Origin of the sequence: Micromonospora sp. GCM10011542, assembly GCF_042650685.1 — a bacterium.
GTDB lineage: Bacteria > Actinomycetota > Actinomycetes > Mycobacteriales > Micromonosporaceae > Micromonospora.
Window position 1 is genome coordinate 35,429 of the sequence record NZ_JBHSBO010000058.1, and the last position, 20,114, is coordinate 55,542.

At 73.6% G+C, this 20,114-nt stretch carries 20 protein-coding genes; 4 read left to right on the forward strand and 16 right to left on the reverse strand.

The features are described from left to right. Window positions 1-60: 60 nt before the first annotated feature. The 11 genes from ACFOW4_RS20880 to ACFOW4_RS20930 all read right to left on the reverse strand — a co-directional run bounded on the left by ACFOW4_RS20880 (window position 61) and on the right by ACFOW4_RS20930 (window position 10,792). Window positions 61-231, reverse strand: coding sequence for a hypothetical protein (locus ACFOW4_RS20880; protein ID WP_377530237.1), 171 nt, complete (start codon window positions 229-231; stop codon window positions 61-63). Between the two features lie 38 nt (window positions 232-269). Next, a complete protein-coding gene (locus ACFOW4_RS20885; RefSeq protein ID WP_377530238.1) occupies window positions 270-635 on the reverse strand; it encodes a hypothetical protein in 366 nt (121 codons plus the stop codon). Continuing rightward, entirely contained in the window at window positions 632-3,004 is a 2,373-nt protein-coding gene (locus ACFOW4_RS20890; RefSeq protein WP_377530241.1) for a putative bifunctional diguanylate cyclase/phosphodiesterase, read from the reverse strand. Before ACFOW4_RS20890 ends, ACFOW4_RS20885 begins: the two co-directional genes overlap by 4 nt. 108 nt (window positions 3,005-3,112) lie before the next feature. Continuing rightward, window positions 3,113-4,531 (reverse strand): MFS transporter, encoded by a 1,419-nt coding sequence (locus ACFOW4_RS20895; protein ID WP_377530243.1) that lies wholly within the window; start codon window positions 4,529-4,531, stop codon window positions 3,113-3,115. A gap of 86 nt (window positions 4,532-4,617) precedes the next feature. Continuing rightward, on the reverse strand, window positions 4,618-4,794 hold the full coding sequence (locus ACFOW4_RS20900; RefSeq protein WP_377530245.1) for a hypothetical protein: 177 nt from the start codon (window positions 4,792-4,794) through the stop codon (window positions 4,618-4,620). Window positions 4,795-4,801: 7 nt separating this feature from the next. Continuing rightward, on the reverse strand, window positions 4,802-5,035 hold the full coding sequence (locus ACFOW4_RS20905; RefSeq protein WP_377530246.1) for a zinc-ribbon domain-containing protein: 234 nt from the start codon (window positions 5,033-5,035) through the stop codon (window positions 4,802-4,804). Between the two features lie 138 nt (window positions 5,036-5,173). After that, window positions 5,174-6,148: a CHRD domain-containing protein gene (locus tag ACFOW4_RS20910; protein WP_377530249.1), complete on the reverse strand. Its 975-nt coding sequence runs from the start codon at window positions 6,146-6,148 to the stop codon at window positions 5,174-5,176. A 397-nt stretch (window positions 6,149-6,545) separates the two neighbouring features. Continuing rightward, complete coding sequence (locus ACFOW4_RS20915) at window positions 6,546-7,412, reverse strand: SRPBCC domain-containing protein (protein WP_377530251.1); 867 nt, start codon at window positions 7,410-7,412, stop codon at window positions 6,546-6,548. Then, window positions 7,405-7,962 carry a helix-turn-helix domain-containing protein gene (locus tag ACFOW4_RS20920; RefSeq protein ID WP_377530254.1) on the reverse strand — a complete coding sequence of 186 codons (558 nt, stop codon included), beginning with the start codon at window positions 7,960-7,962 and terminating at the stop codon, window positions 7,405-7,407. Before ACFOW4_RS20920 ends, ACFOW4_RS20915 begins: the two co-directional genes overlap by 8 nt. A 92-nt stretch (window positions 7,963-8,054) precedes the next feature. Further along, the gene (locus tag ACFOW4_RS20925; protein ID WP_377530257.1) at window positions 8,055-9,398 is read right to left on the reverse strand and encodes a class I SAM-dependent methyltransferase; all 1,344 of its coding nucleotides are present in this window, start codon (window positions 9,396-9,398) and stop codon (window positions 8,055-8,057) included. Continuing rightward, window positions 9,395-10,792, reverse strand: coding sequence for an FAD-binding oxidoreductase (locus tag ACFOW4_RS20930; RefSeq protein WP_377530259.1), 1,398 nt, complete (start codon window positions 10,790-10,792; stop codon window positions 9,395-9,397). The genes ACFOW4_RS20925 and ACFOW4_RS20930 overlap by 4 nt, the downstream gene beginning before the upstream one ends. A 94-nt stretch (window positions 10,793-10,886) precedes the next feature. Between ACFOW4_RS20930 and ACFOW4_RS20935 the strand changes: the two genes are divergently transcribed. From ACFOW4_RS20935 to ACFOW4_RS20945, 3 genes are all read left to right on the forward strand, one after another. After that, the gene (locus tag ACFOW4_RS20935; protein WP_377530262.1) at window positions 10,887-11,357 is read left to right on the forward strand and encodes an aminoacyl-tRNA deacylase; all 471 of its coding nucleotides are present in this window, start codon (window positions 10,887-10,889) and stop codon (window positions 11,355-11,357) included. 64 nt (window positions 11,358-11,421) lie between these two features. Then, on the forward strand, window positions 11,422-11,706 hold the full coding sequence (locus tag ACFOW4_RS20940; protein WP_377530263.1) for a DUF427 domain-containing protein: 285 nt from the start codon (window positions 11,422-11,424) through the stop codon (window positions 11,704-11,706). A 59-nt stretch (window positions 11,707-11,765) separates the two neighbouring features. Next, the gene (locus ACFOW4_RS20945) at window positions 11,766-12,494 is read left to right on the forward strand and encodes an RICIN domain-containing protein (protein WP_377530265.1); all 729 of its coding nucleotides are present in this window, start codon (window positions 11,766-11,768) and stop codon (window positions 12,492-12,494) included. 23 nt (window positions 12,495-12,517) lie between these two features. Here ACFOW4_RS20945 and ACFOW4_RS20950 read toward each other — a convergent pair whose 3' ends face one another. After that, entirely contained in the window at window positions 12,518-13,822 is a 1,305-nt protein-coding gene (locus ACFOW4_RS20950; RefSeq protein WP_377530267.1) for an MFS transporter, read from the reverse strand. Window positions 13,823-13,875: 53 nt separating this feature from the next. Here ACFOW4_RS20950 and ACFOW4_RS20955 point away from each other — a divergent pair, with 53 nt between their 5' ends. After that, entirely contained in the window at window positions 13,876-14,883 is a 1,008-nt protein-coding gene (locus ACFOW4_RS20955; protein ID WP_377530269.1) for a GlxA family transcriptional regulator, read from the forward strand. Window positions 14,884-14,912: 29 nt separating this feature from the next. Here ACFOW4_RS20955 and ACFOW4_RS20960 read toward each other — a convergent pair whose 3' ends face one another. The 4 genes from ACFOW4_RS20960 to ACFOW4_RS20975 form a co-directional block, all read right to left on the reverse strand. Continuing rightward, window positions 14,913-15,377, reverse strand: a complete 465-nt coding sequence (locus ACFOW4_RS20960; RefSeq protein ID WP_377530270.1) for a hypothetical protein — start codon at window positions 15,375-15,377, stop codon at window positions 14,913-14,915. Window positions 15,378-15,445: 68 nt separating this feature from the next. Continuing rightward, window positions 15,446-17,398, reverse strand: a complete 1,953-nt coding sequence (locus ACFOW4_RS20965) for a VWA domain-containing protein (RefSeq protein WP_377530272.1) — start codon at window positions 17,396-17,398, stop codon at window positions 15,446-15,448. A gap of 2 nt (window positions 17,399-17,400) precedes the next feature. Beyond that, window positions 17,401-18,906: a magnesium chelatase gene (locus ACFOW4_RS20970; protein WP_377530273.1), complete on the reverse strand. Its 1,506-nt coding sequence runs from the start codon at window positions 18,904-18,906 to the stop codon at window positions 17,401-17,403. A gap of 70 nt (window positions 18,907-18,976) precedes the next feature. After that, window positions 18,977-20,053 carry a hypothetical protein gene (locus ACFOW4_RS20975; protein ID WP_377530275.1) on the reverse strand — a complete coding sequence of 359 codons (1,077 nt, stop codon included), beginning with the start codon at window positions 20,051-20,053 and terminating at the stop codon, window positions 18,977-18,979. Window positions 20,054-20,114 lie beyond the last annotated feature (61 nt).

Genomic DNA, 20,114 nt, shown 5'->3' on the forward strand with positions numbered 1-20,114 from the left:
CGTGAGGGTCAAGGCCAATTCTGCGGCCCGCATCACGGTCCTGCCGGGCGATCGGTCGCGTCAGCGGGACTTCCGGGCGAAGCACCCGCCGCGTCGCTGGAACTCCTCCATCGACACGGTGAGCAGGGCTGTGGAGTAGCGGACCCGGGCACCGTCGCGGGTCTCGACCGTCTCGGCGACGAGCACCGCTCCGGGAGCCAACCCAGCAAGATCAGTCAGCTGGAAATCCACGGCGCGCAGAACAAACTCTCCCCTGTCCGCCCCACTCGTCAGGGTGAAAATGAGGTCGGGGTCGACGGCTGCCCGGGAGGAAATTCCTCCAGGAGTACGGTCGCCGGCGAGGCCGCGTCCCGCGGCACCGGGTACTCGATGCCGGGCCAGGGCGACAACGTTCCCACCTGAGCCCCCGGTGCCGGCCCGGCGGAAGTCCGCTCGTCCGAGGCGAAGAGCCGCACACCGGTCGGAGGGCGTTTCGCGCACCACGCCAACGCCGCCAGCGGCCGACCGGCCGCGTCCACCGTCAGCCCGGTGGCGCCCTTGACCTCCGGCTGGCAGGACGTCAAACCAACCAGGACGAGCAGGCCGACGGCCGCTGCGGCGACCGCTCGCCGGAGCCGGAATCCCGCCTGCGTCATGCGTCGAGGGTTGCACCGCCGGGTCGCCCCGCAACCTCGAACCGGTCACGGACCGGCGACGATCCGTTCCGCCTGCCGATCGGCGTCACCCTCGTCAGCAGCTGGGTGAGGCCGACGGGACGGCCGTACCGCCAGCCCTGACCATGGACGCAGCCGATCGCGGCCACGGCCTCGTGCTGCGCGTCGGTCTCCACCCCCTCGGCGACCACCGCCAGGTCGAACGCGCCGGCCAGCCGGGTGACCATCTCCACCGTGGCGTACGCCCGGTCGTCGACGCCCAGACGGGAGACGAACGAGCGGTCGATCTTCAACTCCGTGGCCGGGATGCGGTGCAGGTAGCTCAGCGACGAGTAGCCGGTGCCGAAGTCGTCGATGGCGATCCCGATGCCCAGCTCGCGGAGCTGGCGCAGCCGTTCCAGCACCGTCTCGGTCCCCTCGATCAGCGCCGACTCGGTCAACTCCAGGGTCAACGTCCGTGGCGCCAGCCCGGCGCCGGCGGTGGCCGCGGTGACCGTGGCAATCAGATCCGGCCGGCGCAGGTGGGCGGCGGCGATGTTCACCGCCACCGTCGACTCCGGCGCCCGGTCCTGCCAGGTCGCCGCCGCCCGGCACGCCTCGTGGATCACCCAGCGGTCGATCGGCAGGATCAGCCCGGTCTCCTCGGCCAGCGGCAGGAACCGGGCCGGGGGCAGCACCCCGAGCCGCGGGTGCCGCCAGCGCACCAGCGCCTCGGCGCTGCGCACCTCGCCGCTGGCCAGGTCGACGATGGGCTGGAACTCCAGGTGCAACTGCTCCTCGTCGACCGCCCGGCGCAGGTCGGCGATCAACTCCGCCCGGGAGACGGCCGACTCGCGCAGCGCCGGCGTGCACGTCCGGTACGCGGACTTGCCGGCCGCCTTGGCCGCGTACATCGCGATGTCGGCGTCGCGCAGCAGGTCGGTGTGGGAGGCGTGCTGCGGGCCGTACTCGGCGATGCCGATGCTCGCCGACGGGTGCACGCCCACGTCCTCCTCGCCGTCGGACGGCTGCAGCGCGTCGAGCAGCCGCTCGGCCAGCCGCTCCGGCGGCACCGGCCGGTCGCCGTCGACCAGCACCGCGAACTCGTCCCCGCCGAGGCGGGCAATGATGCCGTCGCCGTCAACCGCCGCCCGCATCCGGGCCGCCAGCCCGGTCAGCAGCCTGTCACCGGTGGCGTGCCCGAACCGGTCGTTGACCTGCTTGAACCCGTCCAGGTCGAGCAGCAGCACGGCCACCGGGCCACCGTCGCGCAGGGCCAGGCGCAGCCGCCGGGTGAACAGCAGGCGGTTGGGCAGACCGGTGAGCTGGTCGGCGTACGCCAGCCGACGCAGCCGGGCCACCAGCCACAGGTTCTCGTTCGCGGCCAGCCCCTGCCGCACGGCGAGGGCGGCCAACAGCGCCAGCATCGTCAGGAAGAGCAGCTGCGGGGTCTGCCCGGTGGGCCGGCGGGCCAGGACCACCGCGATGATCGCCCCGCCCACCGGCAGGTACGGCAGCGCCACCCGCCACCACGGTGGCAGCGGGGACTCGGCCGTGTCGTCGGTGCCGTCGCAGTCCGGCGGCGGCGGGTACCGGGTGGCCAGGCCAATCAGCAGGTAGCTTAGCGGCCAGCAGACATCGATGAGGTGGCCGGCGGCGTAGTCGCCGTTCGCGGCCAGCGAGACGTAGCTGGCGTCGGCGACCACCCGGATGACGAGGCTCGCCGCGAGCAGGCCCATCGGCCGCCACAGTGGCCGGGCCGGCCCGGCGACCGCGACCAAGACGGTGAGCTGCATCAGGTCGAACATCGGGTAGAGCAGCCCCAGCGTGCGTACCGGGTCGCTCAGCTCGGCGGCGGCCACCCCACGGAACACCACCAGCCACCCGATCGGCACCAGCGCCAGGCCCACGATCACGCCGTCCAGCAGGGCCCGGGCCCGCCCGACCACGGTGCGCGGGGCGGAGAGCGAGCTGAGCAGCGCGGCGGTGCCGGTGAGGATGCCGGCGGTGAAGAGCGCCCCGATCAGCGGGGTGTGCGGCAGGTCGCCGCCGGTGAGCCGCTGCACCGTCCAGACGGCCCGACCGAGCCCGGCCAGCGCCATCGTCACTGCCAGCAGTGTCCAGAACCGACGCAGCGGGGCCGGGTGGCGGCGGGCCGTCCCCACGCAGGCGACGGTGGCCCACCCCGCCACCAGCAGCGCGCCCAGGTCACTGACGAGGGCGGCGCCGGGCAGCGCGGCGAGCAGCCAGCCCGCCTCCACGACGAGGACGGCGGCGGCGGCGAGCAGCCCGGCGCGCGCCGCCCGGGAGGCGGTGAACGGCAGCGGGGCATTGGGATCGGGGTGCGCGGACGGCGCCAGTGCGGTTGGCACCACAACGGCCTGGTTCACGTCCTGCGGCGACACGGCGATCGCTCCGGCTCTCTCTCGTGGTGCACCCTCGACCCTGAGGACCGGACCCGGCAAACCTCGAAAGCCTAGTCAGCGCCCGGGTGACCCGCCAGAGCCCGAACCCGCCAGAGCCGAATGCCGCAGGTCCGCGCGGTCGCGGCGGACCAGCAGTAGGACGAGGAGCGCGGCGAGCGCCGCGAGCCCGGCCATCGTCCAGAGCACGGTACGCAGCCCGCCGGTGAAGCCCGGGTCGGCCAGCCGGCCCGCGGTGCTGCTGGCCAGCACCGCACCGACCACCGCGATGGCCACCGTCTCGCTGGCCAACCGGGCGGTGTTGATCATTCCGGCGCCGGTGGCCGCCCGCTGCGGCGTGACACTGCCGATCGCCAGCGCGTCGAGCAGGCCGATGGACAGGCCCACCCCGACGCCGATGGTGAGCAGCGGCCCGGCGAGCACGCCGGCGCCGCTGTCCGGGGCGAGCACGGTGGCCCAGGCCGCGCCGACCGCGACCACGGCCACCGAGGTGACGATCACCGCCGGAGCCGGCACCAGTCGGGTGAGCACGCCGGTGGCCAGCGGCAGCACCAGCGTGGGCGCGGTCAGCAGGATCAGCGTGGCGCCGGCCGCGCCGGGGCTCAGCCCGACCACGGTGGTCAGGTACGCGGGCAGGTAGACCAGCAGCGGCACCAGCACCGCCACGATGCTGGCCGCCGCCAGGCAGATGCCGAGGAAACGGGGGCTGGCCAGCAGCGCCAGGTCGAACATCGGGTCGGCCCGCCGCCGTTCCACCCGGACGAAGACCGCCAGCAGCACCGGCGCGGCGACGAACGCGGCCACGATCGCCGGGTGCGACCAGCCGAACTCGGGTCCCTGGACGAAGCCGAAGATGAGCAGCAGCAGCGCGGCGGTGAACGTGACCGTGCCCGGCCAGTCGATGCGCCCGGCGTGCTCGGCCCGCGACTCGGGCAGCAACGGCACCAGCGCGAGGACCAGCAGACCGACCAGCGCCGGCGCGGCGAAGACCGCCCGCCAGCCGAACGCGTCGATCAGCAGCCCGGCGATCGACGGGCCGAAGGCCAGTCCGACGCCGAGGGTCGTACCGAAGAGGCTGAACGCGCGGGCCCGGGCGGGCCCGTGGAACGCGCCGGCCAGCAGCGCGGACGCGCTGGTGGCGGCGGCCGCCGCACCCACGCCGGCCAGTACGCGCGCGGCGTCGAGCAGCACGATGTCGTCCGCGAGGGCGGCCAGCAGCCCGGAGCCGGCGAAGACCGCCACCCCGGTGGCGAAGACCCGGCGGCGGCCGAGGAGGTCGGCGAGCGCGCCGGTGGCGAGCATGAAGCTGGCGAAGGTGGCGTTGTAGCCGTTCACCACCCACTGCACCCCGGCCAGCCCGCTGTGCAGGTCCCGACCGATGTCCGGCAACGCGACCGACGCACCGGTCAGTGAGACCGGCAGCGACAGCGTGGACAGCAGGACGGCGACCAGCACGACGGCCGGGTGGTTGCGCACGGTTCTCCCCGTTCGGACGGCGGCCCCAGCCTAGGTCGCGATGGTGGGGGCGGAGGTCCGTCGGGGTGGAAGATCACAGGGCCGGGTCAGCGGCCGGCGGAGCGGTTCCAGGGCGAGCGGGGCAGCGTCGTGCCGGCCAGCGGGCGACGCGTCGGGCGGCGGCGCCGGTGGCCGGGGGTGCACGGCGGCCGGGAGACGGTGTGCACCGGCGCGGCGGCGGCCGGCGGTTGCCGGCCGATCAGCCAGCAAAGGAAGCGGGCCATCGGCGGTTCAGCCGACCGGAAGGCGCTGGGCGTCGGCCTTGGCGACCTCGTACTGCGCCCCGCAGAACGTGCACTGCTGCGCGTACCGAGTGCGGACCGGGATGAGCGGGATGAAGAACAGGGTGAACTTCGTCGATCGGCGGGTGATCACCTGCGCGGCGTGGTTGCCGCAGTTGCGACAGACCTGCTGCACGACACCGGACCGGTCGACCTTGGTACGCAGACCGAAGATGAAGAACATCGCCCGGAAGTACCCACCAGAGCACGGCTTATCACCACCGACCTGGTCGTGTCGTCGGGCCGCGTCAGAGGCCGAAACGGCCGAACGCCCGGCCCCGTGATGCCGGGCCGGGCGTTCAGCCGATCGCGCGTCGGCAGGTCACTCCTCGTCGCTCTTCCACCCGTCCCGGTGGTCGTCGCCTCGGTCCCCGCCGCGGTCCTCGTGACGCTTGTCGCCGCGGTCCTCGTCACGCTCGTCGCCGCGGTTCTCGTCGCAGTCGTCCCGGTTCCGGTCGTCGTGGCCCTTGTCCCGGTCGTCGCCCTTGTCACGGTCGTCGCCCTTGTCCCAGCTCCAGCCGGGGTCCTTGTCCCGGTCGTCGCCCTTGTCACGGTCGTCGCCGTTGTCCCAGCTCCAGCCGGGGTCCTTGTCCCGGTCGTCGCCCTTGTCACGGTCGTCGCCGTTGTCCCAGCTCCAGCCGGGGTCCTTGTCCCGGTCGTCGCGCTCGTCCCGGTCCGAGTCCTCGTCGCACTTCTTCCGGTCGTCGCTCTTGATCTGGCCCCGGATCTCGCCGTTCGGGTACTTCTTGGTGTGCACGTTGACGTACGTGACGCCGGCCTCGATCGCGTCGACGAGTTCGTCGAACTCTCCCGGCTCGATGCCCTGGTCGGCGGGACCGACAACGTCATCCGGCCTGATGGTCCCCTCGATGGTGGCGGGGGATTCGGGGCACTCCTGGACGTCCTTCGACGGGCCGCCCTTGGTGTCCTTGAGGTTCGAGCACAGGAAAGCGGCGATGCCGCCGCTCTGGTGCCGTCCGCCGAAGTGGATGTGCGCCTGCTGGACGTCCTTCAGGTCCTCGTAGCTCAGACGGAACCTGATTTCCTTCTCCCGCTCATCGATCTTTGCCACGAACCGGCCGGAGCCGGGCGTGGAGATCGGCTTGGGGTCCTCCTCGTAGCCGCTCAGCCTGGCGCGGATCGTCTCCTTCTTCCTGTCCCGCGAGTCGTCCCATGAGCCGTGCGAGTCTCGCGAGTCGTACGACTCGCGCTTGTCGCGCGAGTCGTCACCTCCGTCGCCCATTGCCGCGGATCCCGCGGCGGTGGCCGCGACCGCCGCGCCGGCCGCCACGGCCACTGCCCACAGTCGAGTACGTCCCATCATCACTGCTGCTCCCTCTCCTAGACGGGGCCTGAACCCGCAACCGACGGCCGGAGATGCCATCCGTCCCGGGCGCAGACACGCGAAGGCGCCCGCTCGCCGGAGAACGTGGTCGTTGGGGCCTCCGGCCCTCGGGATTCGATTAGCGCCTTATGGTGAAATTGTCCCATGTTCGGGGGAAACATGAGCGGTCTTCCCTGATCCGACCGTCAGGGATCTTCGAGCGGCCGTGGATCAGCCTGGGCGCTCTACGGCCGCTCGGGTGGTTCGACCAGGGGGCGCTGAATCGGGATCGGGAGTCGCACCGCGCAGCGAAGGGCCCCTGCCCGGCGACGTGCCGTGACAGGGGCCCTTCCACACCTCAGTCGGTCGCCTACGCGGGCTGCGGGTCCAGGCCCGGCACCTCGACGTCGAGCCAGATCGGCTGCCACTCCGGCATCTCGTGGTAGCGGCGCAGCTCGGACAGCCCGGCCACCGACCCGCTCCACGCCCCGTACGGCGGGTTGCCCTCGTCGAAGCCGCTCTGTACGAAGGTCAGCGTGGTCCGGCCGCCGGATTCGGCCAGCTCCCAGGTGCTGACGCCGGTCGGGCCCCAGTCGACCGACATCTTGCGGCCCGGCTCCAGGTCGACCACCTTGGCCGCGTACCCGCTCTCGAAGCCGCCCATGGCGTACCGGCCACCGACCCAGGGCTCGATGCCGATCGGGTAGCCGAACCAGGCGCTGGCCTGCGCCGAGTCGGTCAGCGACTCCCACACCTTGTCGGCGGGCGCGGCGATGACCAGCTCGCCGCGCAGGTCGGCGGAGGTGAAGTCGGTCCTCGGCAGCAGCGGCCGGCCCTCCAGGTGGGAGGCCAGGTTGGCGATGGACAGCGCCCAGTAGGTCTGCAGCACGCCGCGGATGCTGGAGCCGCTCATCGCCTCGGCGAAGTCGAAGTGGCTCTGCGTCAGCGTCAGCACGGTGCTGTCCGGGCTCTCGGCGGTCAGTTGGAACTCGGTGGTGGTCTCCACCCCGTCGAGCAGCCAGCCGAAGCGCAGCGTGTCGTCGTCGGCGTGCAGCAGTCGCTGGTGCGGGGTGTCGCCCTCGGGCGTGTACCGGCCCCAGAACTCGTACCGCTGCGGCAGCTCGACCTCGGCGTGCTCGGCCAGCCAGGCGCGCAGTTCGGCGGGGTCGGTCAGGGCGCGGCGGACCCGCCCCACCGGGGCGGACAGGCGGGCGCGCACCTTCAACGGTTCACTCATGGTCGTTCCCCTTTGGATAGCAGGCCACGGCGAGCTTGAAGGCATCCCCTTCGCTGCCGCCGTAGCGGGTGAACAGGTCCTGCAGAGCGGTCTGCAGGTCGTGCAGGAACTCCTGGCGTCGCTCGGCCGGCACCCGGATCTCGCCGGAGACCCCGATCGAGGGCAGCTCGGGTGCGGCCCGGTCGAGGGCCGCGATGTCGGCCTGGACCTCCTCCATCAGGTCGAGCAGGTAGCCCAGGCTCAGCTCGTCGCGGGCCCGGCGCAGCCCGATCCGGCCGACCAGTCGGGGGGAGAGCCAGTAGGAGCGGGCGGCGGCCTGGTAGATGCCCTCGGTGATGCCGCGGACCTTGCGCTCGTTGACCAGCTCGACGAGGCCGGCCGCGACGAGCTGCTTGACGTGGTAGTAGACGCGCTGCGGCGTCTGGTCGAGTCGGGCCGCGACCTCGGTGCAGGTGCGCGGCTCGGCCAGTTGCCGCAGCACCTCGACGCGCTGCGGCTTGAGCAGGACCTCGGCCTGCTCGATCTGCTCCAGGTACAGGACGTCTCTCATGGCAAAATCAGTTTGTACGTACAAAACTTGTTTGTCAATCGCTTCGAGGAAAGCCGCGCCGACCTCGGCGCGGCTTCCCAGCGGAGCGACGGTCAGGGCAGCCAGTCGGGGCGCAGCGGATAGCTGCTCGCACCCTCCGGGCCGTTGCGGGTCGCCAGCACCTGGTGCAACTGGATGCCGTTGCGCTCGAACGCCATCCGCGACCCGGCCATGTACAGCCCCCACACCCGCGCGGTGCCCGCGCCCACCTCCGAGACGCAGAAATCCCAGTGCTCGACCAGGTTGCGGCACCACGCGGCCAGCGTCAGCGCGTAGTGCTGGCGCAGGTTCTCCTCGTGGTGCACCTCCAGCCCGACGTCGTGCACCTCGCTGATCAACCGCCCCGGGCCGGCCAGCTCGCCGTCCGGAAAGACGTACCGGTCGATGAACGCGCCGGAGCGGTGCGGCGCCCGGTTGTCCGCCCGGGTGATGCAGTGGTTGAGCAGCCGGCCGTCGGGGCGCAGCCGATCGCGCAACGCCCTGAAGTAGGCCGGGTAGTTGCGCACCCCGATGTGCTCGGTCAGCCCGATCGAGGAGATGGCGTCGAACTGCTCCCCCGGCGCGTCCCGGTAGTCCAGGTGCCGCACCTCGGCCAGCTCGGTCAACCCCTCCCGCTCGATCGCCGCCTGCGCCCACTGCGCCTGCGCCCTGGACAGGGTCACCCCGAGCGCCTTGACGCCGTACTCGCGGGCGGCGTGGCGGACCATGCCACCCCAGCCGCAGCCCACGTCGAGCAGCCGCATCCCCGGCTTGAGCGCCAGCTTGCCGGCGACCAGGTCGTACTTCGCGGCCTGGGCCTGCTCCAGGGTGTCCTCCCGGGACCGGAAGACCGCGCAGGTGTACGTCATCGACGGGCCGAGCACCCGCTCGTAGAAGGCGTTGGAGACGTCGTAGTGGTGCGAGATCGCCGTGCTGTCCCGGGTACGCGAGTGCCGCAGCCCGTTCATCACCCGCTTCCAGCGCGGCAGCGCCTCCTGCGGCGGCGCCGGCGGCGGCAGCAACCGTTCCCAGCCCAGCCCGCGGACCAGCGCCAGCCCCTCGGCCAGCGACGGCGTACGCAGCCGCAACTCGTCCTTGAGCACCTGCAACGCCTCGTACGGGTCGCCCTCGTGCACCCCCTGCAACGCCAGGTCGCCGCTCACGTACGCCCGGGCCATGCCCAGGTCGCCGGGGGCGGTGAGCAGGTAGGACAGTCCCCGCTGGGAGCGGATCGCCAGGGTGATCCCGGAGTCGGCCGGGCCGACGGCGCTGCCGTCGTACCCGGTGATCCGCACCGGAAGCGGCCCGGTGGTGACCGCGCGGATCACGTCCGCCACGGTCGGCCCCGTCTGCCGGCCCCCCGCCGGCGGGGTGGCGGGGACGCTCGCCGCCCCCTGGTCTCGGTCCGTCAGGCTCATGCTCGTGCTACCGCCTTCTCGTACAGTCCCGTCAGCCGGTGGTCCGGGTCGTAGCGGTCCTTCACCGCACGCCACGTTTCGCCGCCGTAGAGCCGGTCGAAGGCGTCCCGGTCGTAGTACGCGTCGGAGTAGAGCGACTTGTGCCCGCCCGACTCCGACACCCTGCGTTCGATCATGCGGTTGACGTCGCCGTCGGCGGCGCCCTGCGCGATCGGCACGCTCCCCCAGAAACCGATGTTGACGTAGTCCTGCCCCGCGTGCAGCGGATACAGCGGCCAGGACCGCGCGGAACCGGCACCCACCGGCTCGCGCAGTCGCAGCGGACAGAGCCACACCGGGGTCATCCCCACCGCACCGGCGAACCAGCGCAGGAAGTCGGCCGTGCGTTCCAACGGGATCTCGACGTCCTGCACCACCCGCTCGCGGGCCGGCTGGCCGCGCAGCCGGTCGATCCGGGCGGCCACCTGGTGCCGGTGCTCCAGGCGGACCAGTCGGTGGTAGACGTCGCTGCGCCGGAAGCGCGCCGGCCAGAGCCGGCGCACCACCGGGTGCTGCACACCGAACGCCGCCGAGCACCAGAACCAGTCGGTGTCCCAGCGCCAGAGATAGTCGTACGCGGTGAGCACGTCACGGGTACGCCGGCGCAGCGACCGGTAGTAGATCGCCTGGCCGGTGTAGTCGCTGGGCGGCGCCGCCTCGTCGGTGAACCGGCCCAGCACCAGGTACGCCTCACCGGGGCTGAACATCACCCCGTCCATCGCGTCCACCGCCTCGCCGGCCCAGGACCGGGTCGCGGTCACCTCGGCGATGGCGTCGGTCAGCTCCTCCAGCCGGGTGAAGCGGACGTTGCGCAGCGCCACGTACCGACCCACCGGCTGCAGCTCGATGCGCAGCCGGGTGGCGTAGCCGAGGCTGCCCAGCGAGTTGGGGAACGCGGCGAACAGGTCGGCGTGCTCGCCGTCGGGCCGGGCGGTGACGATCTCGCCGGCACCGGTGAGCACGTCCAACTCGCGCACCGACTCGTGGGGCAGGCCGTTGCGGAAGGAGGTCGACTCGATGCCCAGGCCGGTCACCGCGCCGCCCAGGGTGATGGTGCGCAGTTGCGGCACCACCAGCGGCATCAGCCCGTGCGGCAGGGTCGCGTCGACCAGGTCCTCGTACGTGCACATGCCCTGCACGTCGGCGGTGCGCCCGGCCGGGTCGACCGCGAGCACGCCGGTGAGGCCGCTGACATCAAGCCCCGGGGTCCGGACCGCGGACCGGGGGCGGAACAGGTTGGACGTGCGTTTGGCGAGCCGCACAGGCTCGCCCGTGGGCACCGCGGCGTACGAACGCCGCAGCGCATCCACCGCCTGATCATGGACAATCGGATGATCCACACGCTCCGCGCGCATGTGATCACCTTACGCCCGCATCCGGCCGTCCGGTGGGATGTCGACGGTGGTCATTTCGCGTCCGGTGGGAGGCCCGCGGGTTACCGTGGCGGTCATGTCCACCGCCGCGACCGACGCCCTCGACGCCGCCGGGCTCGACTACCGGCTGATCCGGCACGGCGAGGTCAGCAGCCTCACCGAGGCGGCCGCCGCGCTGGGTGTCGCCGTCCCCGACGTGGTCAAGACGATCGTGGTCCGCCGGGGCGCCGACGACCACCTCTTCGTGCTCACCCCCGGCGACCGGGTCGTCTCCTGGCCCAAGCTGCGCGCCCTGCTCGGGGTGAGTCGACTGTCCATGCCGGAGGCGCAGGCCGCCCGGGAAGCGACCGGCTACGAACGCGGCACCATCACCCCGTTCGGCTCGACCACGGCCTGGCCGGTGATCGCCGACCAGCGGCTGCGCGGCCGGGAGATCACCCTCGGCGCCGGCGAGCGCGGCGTCGCCGTCGCCGTGGACGCCGACGCGGCGATCGCGGCCCTCGGTGCCACGGTGGCCGACGTCACCGACCCGGAGCCGAAGCGCTGAGAAATCGCCGCCGGACGTCGGGCGACGGTGGTCGCGGCCAGCCGATCGGCATAGCGTGGGAGCCATGCCGAAAGCCATGTGGAACGACCAGATCATCGCCGAGAGCGACGACACCGTGCTGGTGGAGGGCAACCACTACTTCCCCCGCTCCGCGCTGCGCGACGACCTGATCCGCGAGTCCGCCACGCACACCGTCTGCCCGTGGAAGGGCACCGCCTCCTACTACAGCCTCGAGCACGCGGGGAAGACCAGCGCGGACGCGGTCTGGTACTACCCGGAGCCGAAGCCGGACGCCGAGATGGTCCGCGACCGGGTGGCCTTCTGGAAGGACGTCAAGGTCATCGACTGACCTGCGCCGATGCGCCGGGCCGGCGGCCGACTGGCCCCGACCCGGCATCGTGGGCCAGGATGACCCCTGTGTCCGCGCCCGAGCAGAGCCGCGATCCGGTCGGCACCGTCTACGGCGGTCGCCCCGCGATCCGCCGTGCCGGCCTGCTGCCCGGCGACCCCCTGCTGCGGGTGGCGCTGGCGGTCGGGCTGGTCGGCGTACTGCTCGGGGTGCTCTTCGCCACCGGCCTGTTCGGCGCCGGCGGCGAGCCGGTGGTGCCGGCGGCGGTCGGCGAGCCCTCGGCGCCGGTGGCACCCAGCACCCCGGCCGAGCAACCGGCGTCCAGCACACCGGCCGAGCCGACGCCGACCCCGGCGGCCACCACCCCCGCCGCCCCGACCACCGGCCCCCGGGTGCTGCGCTCGACCTCCGGGCTCTGCCTCGGCCTCGACGGTGACGACGAGAAGGCCGAGGCGGTGCTGGCCGCCTGCACCGGCGGCCCGGAGCAGCAGTGGGTGGTCAACCCGGCCGGCCCGGACGTGGCGACGCTGACCAGCGCGGCCTACGGGCAGTGCCTCGACGTCGAGGGCGGCAGCGCGGACGACGGCGCGAAGGTCCAGCAGTTCCCCTGCCACGGCCAGGCCAACCAGCAGTGGCGGCTCACCCCCACCGGCGCCGGCCCGGTCCTGCTGGTCGCCGTGCACAGCGGCAAGTGCGCGCAGGCCGACGACGACGGCGCCGAGGCCGGGGCCGAGATCAAGCAGCGGCCCTGCGACGGCCGACCGGCCCAGCAGTGGACGCTCGGCTGACCGCCCGACGCACGCCTGCGGCCTCAGCCCCGGAAGCTCCAGGCCCGAGGCGCCGCCGCGGCCGCCAGGACGGGCTCCGGCACCGGCGTGCCCGGCCGCCGGCGCAGCAGCAGCGACAGCCCGGCCCCGCCGATCGACAGTGCCCCGGCCACGTACCAGGCCAGCGCGTAGTCGCCGAGGGAGTCGCGGACCAGGCCCGCGGCGGTCGCCGCGAACGCCGCGCCGAACTGGTGGGCGGCGAAGACCCAGCCGAACACCACCGCCCCGGCGCTGCCGAAGTACTCCCGGCACAGCGCCACCGTCGGCGGCACGGTCGCCACCCAGTCCAGGCCGTAGAAGACGATGAAGACCAGCATGCTCGGCCGGGCGCTGCCGGCGAAGAGCCCGGGCAGCACCAGCAGCGACGCCCCGCGCAGCGCGTAGTAGGCCCCGAGCAGCAGCCGGCTGTCCACCCGGTCGGTCAGCCAGCCGGAGGCGATGGTGCCCACGATGTCGAAGAGCCCGACCAGGGCGAGCAGCCCGGCGGCGGTGGTCTCCGCCATGCCGTGGTCGTGCGCCGCCGGCACGAAGTGCGTACCGACCAGGCCGTTGGTGGTCGCGCCGCAGATCGCGAACCCGCCAGCGAGCAGCCAGAACGGCCGGGTGCGGGCAGCGGCGCTCAGCGCGCCCACCGCGCGGGCCGCCGCGCCGCCGGCCGGCGGCACCGCCGCGACCACCTCGGTCGCGCCGTAGGCGGGCAGGTCCAGATCCGCCGGGTGCTCGCGCAGCAGCCACACCACCAGAGGTACGACCGCCAGCGCGGCCCCCGCCACGACGAGCGCCGCCGTCCGCCAGCCGTGATCGCGAACCAGCAGTGCGACCAGCGGCAGGAAGACCAGTTGACCGGCCGCCCCGCCGGCGGTGAGCACCCCGGTGACCAGCCCTCGGCGGCGGACGAACCAGCGCCCGGTGACGGTGGCCACGAAGGCCAGCGCCATCGAGCCGGTGCCCAGCCCGACCAGCACGCCCCAGCAGAGGATCAGCTGCCAACTGGCGGTCATGAAGACGGTCAACCCGCTGCCCGCGGCGACCAGCAGCAGCGCGACGGCGACCACCCGGCGGATGCCGAACCGGTCCATCAGGGCGGCGGCGAACGGCGCGGTGAGCCCGTAGAGCAGCAGGTTGACCGACACGGCCGCCGAGATGGTGGCCAGCGGCCAGCCGAACTCGGCGTGCAGCGGGTGCAGGAGCACCGACGGGGTGGCGCGGAAGCCGGCCGCGCCGACCAGCGCCACGAAGGCGACGGCGGCGACGAGCCAGGCAGGATGCAGGCGGCGTTCTCTGGTCACGCTGGTCAGTCTGGGCGGCGCCGTCGCCCGCGACGAGTGGCCGGAAAGCCATCATGCGCAATAATCGGGCCATGGCCCTACGCCCGCACCGGATCGCCGTACTCGCCCTCGACGAGGTGGTCGGCCTCGATCTGGGCACCCCGTCCCAGGTCTTCGGCACCGCCCGCGACGGCGACGGAGCGTCGTACTACGACGTACGGGTGTGCACCCCCGGGCGCCGGCCGGTCCGCAGCACCGCCGGCTACCAGGTGGTCCCCGAGCACGGGCTGGAGCTGCTCGACACCGCCGACACGGTGATCGTCCCCGGCATCCACGGCGGCGACGCGCTGACCACCGGCCGCCTCGAGCCGGAGGTGGCCGAGGCGCTGCGGGCGGCGTACCAGCGGGGAGCCCGGGTCATGTCGATCTGCACCGGGGCGTTCGTGCTGGCCGCCGCCGGGCTGCTCGACGGGCGGCGGGCCACCACCCACTGGGCGCACGCCGAGGACTTCCGTCGGCTGCACGGGCGCGTGGACCTCGACCCGGACGTGCTCTTCATCACCGACGACCGGGTGCTCACCTCCGCCGGGGTTGCCGCCGGCATCGACCTCTGCCTGCACGTCATCCGCCTCGACCACGGCAGCGAGGTGGCCAACCGGGCGGCCCGCCGGTGCGTGGTGCCGCCCTGGCGCGACGGCGGCCAGGCGCAGTACATCGAACGGCCGGTGCCGAAGGCGACCGACACCAGCACCGCCGGCGCCCGCGAGTGGGCCCGACAGCGGCTGCACGAGCCGGTCGCCCTGCGCGACCTGGCCGAGCAGGCCCGGATGAGCGTGCGTACCTTCACCCGGCGGTTCCGCTCCGAGACGGGGCTGAGCCCGGCGCAGTGGCTGCTGCAACAGCGCACCGACCACGCCCGGCTGCTGCTCGAGACGACCGACCTCACGGTCGACCAGGTCGCCCACCGCAGCGGCTTCGGCACCACGGCCGCGCTGCGCCAGCAACTGCACCAGCGCATCGGCGTGTCCCCCTCCACCTACCGCCGCGCCTTCCACCCGCGCGCCGACCTGATCGACACCTGACCAGCGGGCTCGCCGACGACCGGCGCGGCTCAGGCGCGCAGCATCCGCAGCTGGGCGAGGTGTTTGGGCAGGTGCACCCGCACGTGCAGGTCGAGGGTGCGGGACCAGGGCAGGGACTCGTCGACCCGCAGGTCGAAGCCCTCGCGCAGATGCGTCTCGACCGGCGTCAGGGCAGCGGGGCCGAGCCGGTCGACCAGCGCACAGAGCCGCTCGCTGGTGCCGCGCAGCAGCCCGGCCAGGCCGGACAGCCCACCCTGCTCGGCGACCAGCGCGTCGAGCTGCGGGCGGTGCACGTCCTCCTCCAGCTCGTAGTAGGCGAACGGCGCACCGGCCAGCAGCGCCTCGGTGGCCTGGATCATCAACTCGTCGTTGGCGGCCAGGTGGGCGACGATCTGCTCGGCGCTGAGCTGACCCTGCGGCGGCGGGGCGAACCCGCCGGCCGTCACCTCCGCGAGCAACTCCCCGTACGCCTCCCGCAACCGCCCGCTCTCCACGCCCCCAGTCAACCGGAGCCGGCCGCGCCGCCCCCGGCCCTACCGCCCCCCGTTCACCCGGACGGGGGTCAGCGGCGGCCGTGGCGGGCGCGCAGGTAGTCGCTGACGACGTACTCGCCGAGGTCGTCGGTGTCCGGGGTGAACATCCGGCCCCGGCTGCGCCGGGCCACCGCGTCGACGAAGCGGCGCAGGCCCGGATCGTCGCCGAGCATGAACAGGTTGATCGTGGCGCCGTAGCGGCTGAGCCGGTCCACCTCGCGGACCGTCGCCTCGATCGTCTCCGGCAGCGGCGGCCAGTGGAACAGCGCCTCGCCGGCCTCCGGGTCCAGGTGTGCGGTCGGCTCGCCGTCGGTGACCACCAGCACCACCGGCTCGGCGTCCGGGTGCCGGCGCAAATGCCGGCCGGCCAACCGCAGCGCGTGCTGGAGGTTGGTGCCCTGTTGCAGGTCCGGCTCGACCGCGGCCAGCTCCTGCTGGCTGAGCGTCATCGCCTCCCGGCCGAAGCCGACGATCTGCAACGCGTCCTGCGGGAAGCGGGTCTCCATCAGGTGCGACAGGGCCAGCGCCGTCTGCTTCATCGGACCCCAGCGCCCCTGGGAGATCATCGAGTAGGAGAGGTCGACGCAGAGCGCCACCGCCGCGGAGGCCCGACGCTCGGTCTCCACCACCTCGAAGTCGTCCACCGCGAGCTGCACCGGCACGGTGGGGCCGGCGCGGCGCACCGCCCGCGTCAACGTGCGGACCACGTCCAACGGCTGCTCGTCGCCGTACTGCCAGGGCCGTGACGCGCCGCTGACCTCGCCGGCGGCACCCGCCGAGCGCAGGTCGTGCTGGCCGCGCGGCCCGGCGGTCAGCTCGGCGAAGACCCGCCGCAGTGCGGTGCCCCCGAGCCGGCGCAACGCCTTCGGGCTCAGCGTGAGCCCGTCCGCGTCCCGGCTCACCCAGCCCTGCCGGCGCAGCTCCCGCTCCAGCTCCTGGAGTCGACGTACGTCGTCGGCGGCGTCCCGGCCCAAGGTGCGGGCCACCGCGTCGACGTCAACGTCGTCCAGGGTGGCGCCGGCATGCTCCTGGTCGAGCTGGTCCAGCAGATCGTCCAGCTCGCCAATCTCGCCCAGCGCCCCGGCCGCGTCGGCGTAGTCCAGCGGCTGTTCGCCCCGGACCCGCTCGCCGCGCCCCCACCGCAGGTCCGGCCGCAACGCCCGCAGGTTGGCGTCGAGCGCGGACAACTCCCCGGCCAGCCGGTCGCCCAGCGACTGCTGCATCAGCCCGGCCAGCTCGGCCCGCTGCCGCTCGGAGAGCGAGTTCATGAGCCGCTCGCCGGCCGCCGCGCGGCGGGCCAGCACGTCGATCAGCTCGTCGACGGTCTCCGGCTGCTCCGGGAAGAAGTCGCCGTGGCGGCGCATGAACTCGGCGAACGCATCGGTGGTGTCCTCGGCCCGGCCGTGCCGGGACAGCAGGTCGTTCAGGTCGTGCATCATCTCGGCCAGCCGCTGCTGGGCGGCCGGGTCGGCGGAGGCGCGGACCGCGTCGCGCAGCCCGGCGAAGCGCTGGCCCAGCACGTCGTCGCGCAGCCCGTCGAGGATCTGCTGGTACGACCGGCGGGCGTCCTCGCTGGCCCACTGGTAGCCGCTCAACTCCTCGACGGCCCGGGCGGTCGAGCGGGGCAGGTTGTCCAGCACCGCCTCGGCGAACCGGGAAGCGTCGTCGTCCCGCCCGCGCAGCTCGTCCCGCTCGGCGGCGACGGCCTGGTCGAGCAGCGCCCGGGCCCGGGTCACCGCGCCGTCCAGGTCACCTCGGCGCAGCGCCTCCCGGCGCAGCCGGCGGGCCCGGGCGGCCAGGTCGTCGAGCCCGCCGCGCCCCTGCGGGCCCCGGCGCAGCAGATCGCGCAGCGCCTCGCGCAGGCTGCCGCCGGCCAGTACCTCGGCGCCGACCGCGTCGACCGCCTCGCGCACGTCGTACGGGGGTGCGAGCGGGTCGGGGCCGCCGCGCCACTGCCCGTACCGGAACCGGTTGCCGGCCACGGTCAGCCCCGGCCGCCGTAGACGGTGCGCCCGGAGTCGGTGACGTCCTTGCCGAGTCGCCGGGTCAGGTGCAGCCCCTCCAGCACGAACTCGATGCCGGCGGCGGCCTCCTCCGGGGTGGGCGCGTCGCCCATGCCGAGGCGCTCCAGCACCTTGGCCAGGCCCGGCACGGTGCCCACCTGGCGCAGCAGCTCACCGGCGCCGACCAGCTCGCCGGTCTCGATGGCGGTGCCGTCCTCGACCAGGGCGGTGAAGCCGGACAGGTCCAACCCGGCCAGCCGGGCGCGGAACGTCTCGGCGGTCGCGGTACGCAGCAGGTGGGCCAGGATCTCGATCTCCCGCCCCTCCTCGCCGCTCTCGAACTCCACCTTGCCGCGCAGCGTGGAGGTCACCGACACCGCGTCCCCAACCCGCGCCACCGCCGCCTCGGATGAAAGGAAGGGCCCCTTGTTATCGCTTTGCGTTGTATAGGGGGCCCCTGCTAACGCCTGGCCGGCGGCGGCGAGCAGGCCGGCGCGGCGCAGCGCGGCGCCGGCGACCGTCTCGGCGGCGGCGATGGCGAACCGCGCGGAGACGCCGGAGCGCGGGTCCACCGACGGCGACTCGCGCACCGCGCGGGCGAACCGGGCCAGGACCTCCAGCACGTGCTCGGGCACCTCGGCGACCAGGGCGGCCTCCTGGCGGATCAGCGCCAGCTCCAGCTCCAGGTCAACGGGGTAGTGGGTACGGATCTCCGCACCGAACCGGTCCTTGAGCGGGGTGATGATCCGGCCCCGGTTGGTGTAGTCCTCCGGGTTGGCGCTGGCCACCAGGAGCAGGTCCAGCGGCAGCCGCAGCTGGTAGCCGCGGACCTGGATGTCGCGCTCCTCCAGCACGTTGAGCAGCGCCACCTGGATCCGCTCGGCCAGGTCGGGCAGCTCGTTGACGGCGAAGATGCCCCGGTTGGTACGGGGAACCAGGCCGAAGTGGATCGTCTCCGGGTCGCCGAGCGTCCGGCCCTGGGCGATCCGGATCGGGTCCACGTCGCCGATCAGGTCACCGACGCTGGTGTCCGGGGTCGCCAGCTTCTCGCCGTAGCGCAGCGAGCGGTGCAGCCAGCCGACCGGCAGGTCGTCGCCGGCCTCGGCGACCTGGGCGATCGACGCCGGGGTCAGCGGGTGCAGCGGGTGCTCGTTGAGCACCGAGCCGGGGATGACCGGGGTCCACTCGTCGAGCAGCGCGCCGAGCGAGCGGATCAGGCGGGTCTTGCCCTGGCCGCGCTCGCCGAGCAGCACCATGTCGTGCCCGGCGAGCAGCGCCCGCTCGACCTCGGGCAGCACGGTGTCGTCGTAGCCGACGATGCCGGGGAAACGGTCCTCGCCGGAGCGCATCCGGGCCAGGAGGTTGTCGCGGAGTTCCTGCTTGACGGTGCGGTACTGGTGACCGGCCGCCCGCAGCGCGCCGAGCGTGCCGGGCAGGTCGGCCGGTGGAACCGGGATTACCGGGGAAGGCGCAGTCACCCGACCCACGCTAGCTCAGGTTAGGAAGGGACCCCTATACAACGGAAACCGTTAACAAGGGGCCCTTCCTTACACACCCTCAGGCCCGCCCGCAGCGCCGGCAGGCACCGCGGCGGCGCAGGTGGTACGCGTACGTGGCCGCGCCCAGCGCCACGCCCCAGAACGGCCAGAGCAGCATCGGCGCGCCGGCCAGGCTGAACCCGTGCTCGAGATCCCAGAACCCGGGGTTGCTTAGCAGCCCGAGAGTGGCGGCGGTCACCGCGATCGCGACCAGGGTGGCCGGCACCACGGCCAGCTTCACCGGCACCCGGCGACCAGCCAGCCCGATCATCCAGCGCGGGAACCGCTCACCCCAGCGCTGCACCAGCCCGAGGGTGAGGATCGCGCCGACGGTGGCGAACGCGCCCAGGCCCAGGCCCGCCCAGACCAGCCCGGTGTCCTGCATCTCGGTCAGGAACTCCCGGGAGATGCCGAGCGGGATGCCGGCGGCCCAGGCGAACCGGGTCAGCGCGTACGTCAGCGGGATGGCCGCCGCGATGCCGGCGGCCCACCGACCCCAGCGGGCGGCGGCGGCCGGGGTGGTCCAGCCCCGGTCGGTGCCGTCGCGGCCACAGCCGAGGCAGGCCCCGGCGGTACGGCGCTGCCAGGCCAGCACCGCGCCGGCCAGCAGCAGCCCGCCGGCCAGCGCGGCGAACCGGGCGAACAGCGCCCAGGTGAAGATGTCGGCGTAGTCGACCGGCGGCCAGCCGAAGGGTGCTCCGAGGAGCAGGATCGGCGCGTAACCCAGGATGATCAGCACCCGGGCGTCCGGAACGACCACGGCCAGGGCGAAGGCCACCGCCCAGCCGTAGCCGGCGAGCAGCGCCCGCAGCGGGCCGGGTGGGCGCACCGCCGGGCGGCTCATGGCCAGCGCGGCGACGGCGGCGGTGAGCAGGACGCAGGCGAAGAGCGGGGTGGCCAGCCCCATCGGCACCAGCCGCAGCAGGTTGACGTCGCCACCGTGCGGGTCGTTCGCGCCGAACGGGTAGCCGGCGCCGGTGAGCGTGGCGAGCAGGGCGAGGACGCCCCAGAGACCGAGCCAGCCGGCGGCCAGCGGGGCGAAGCGGTCGGGCCAACGGGAGGCGGTACGGGGTGGTGCGGCAACGGTCGTCGTCATGGTTTCAGCCTCGGCGGCCGGCGGGCCGGAGCCCTCCCGCGTAGCGGCGAACCCGCTCCCC

What these genes read in the sequence shown, in the direction of transcription:
- ACFOW4_RS20900 (WP_377530245.1), bottom strand. Translation starts at nt 4,794, where the DNA reads ATGGCCCGCTTCCTTTGCTGGCTGATCGGCCGGCAACCGCCGGCCGCC.
- ACFOW4_RS20975 (WP_377530275.1), bottom strand. Translation starts at nt 20,053, where the DNA reads ATGACGACGACCGTTGCCGCACCACCCCGTACCGCCTCCCGTTGGCCC.
- ACFOW4_RS20885 (WP_377530238.1), bottom strand. Translation starts at nt 635, where the DNA reads ATGACGCAGGCGGGATTCCGGCTCCGGCGAGCGGTCGCCGCAGCGGCC.
- ACFOW4_RS20905 (WP_377530246.1), bottom strand. Translation starts at nt 5,035, where the DNA reads ATGTTCTTCATCTTCGGTCTGCGTACCAAGGTCGACCGGTCCGGTGTC.
- ACFOW4_RS20930 (WP_377530259.1), bottom strand. Translation starts at nt 10,792, where the DNA reads ATGCGCGCGGAGCGTGTGGATCATCCGATTGTCCATGATCAGGCGGTG.
- ACFOW4_RS20940 (WP_377530263.1), top strand. Translation starts at nt 11,422, where the DNA reads ATGCCGAAAGCCATGTGGAACGACCAGATCATCGCCGAGAGCGACGAC.
- ACFOW4_RS20915 (WP_377530251.1), bottom strand. Translation starts at nt 7,412, where the DNA reads ATGAGTGAACCGTTGAAGGTGCGCGCCCGCCTGTCCGCCCCGGTGGGG.
- ACFOW4_RS20935 (WP_377530262.1), top strand. Translation starts at nt 10,887, where the DNA reads ATGTCCACCGCCGCGACCGACGCCCTCGACGCCGCCGGGCTCGACTAC.
- ACFOW4_RS20925 (WP_377530257.1), bottom strand. Translation starts at nt 9,398, where the DNA reads ATGAGCCTGACGGACCGAGACCAGGGGGCGGCGAGCGTCCCCGCCACC.
- ACFOW4_RS20920 (WP_377530254.1), bottom strand. Translation starts at nt 7,962, where the DNA reads ATGAGAGACGTCCTGTACCTGGAGCAGATCGAGCAGGCCGAGGTCCTG.
- ACFOW4_RS20955 (WP_377530269.1), top strand. Translation starts at nt 13,876, where the DNA reads ATGCGCAATAATCGGGCCATGGCCCTACGCCCGCACCGGATCGCCGTA.
- ACFOW4_RS20945 (WP_377530265.1), top strand. Translation starts at nt 11,766, where the DNA reads ATGACCCCTGTGTCCGCGCCCGAGCAGAGCCGCGATCCGGTCGGCACC.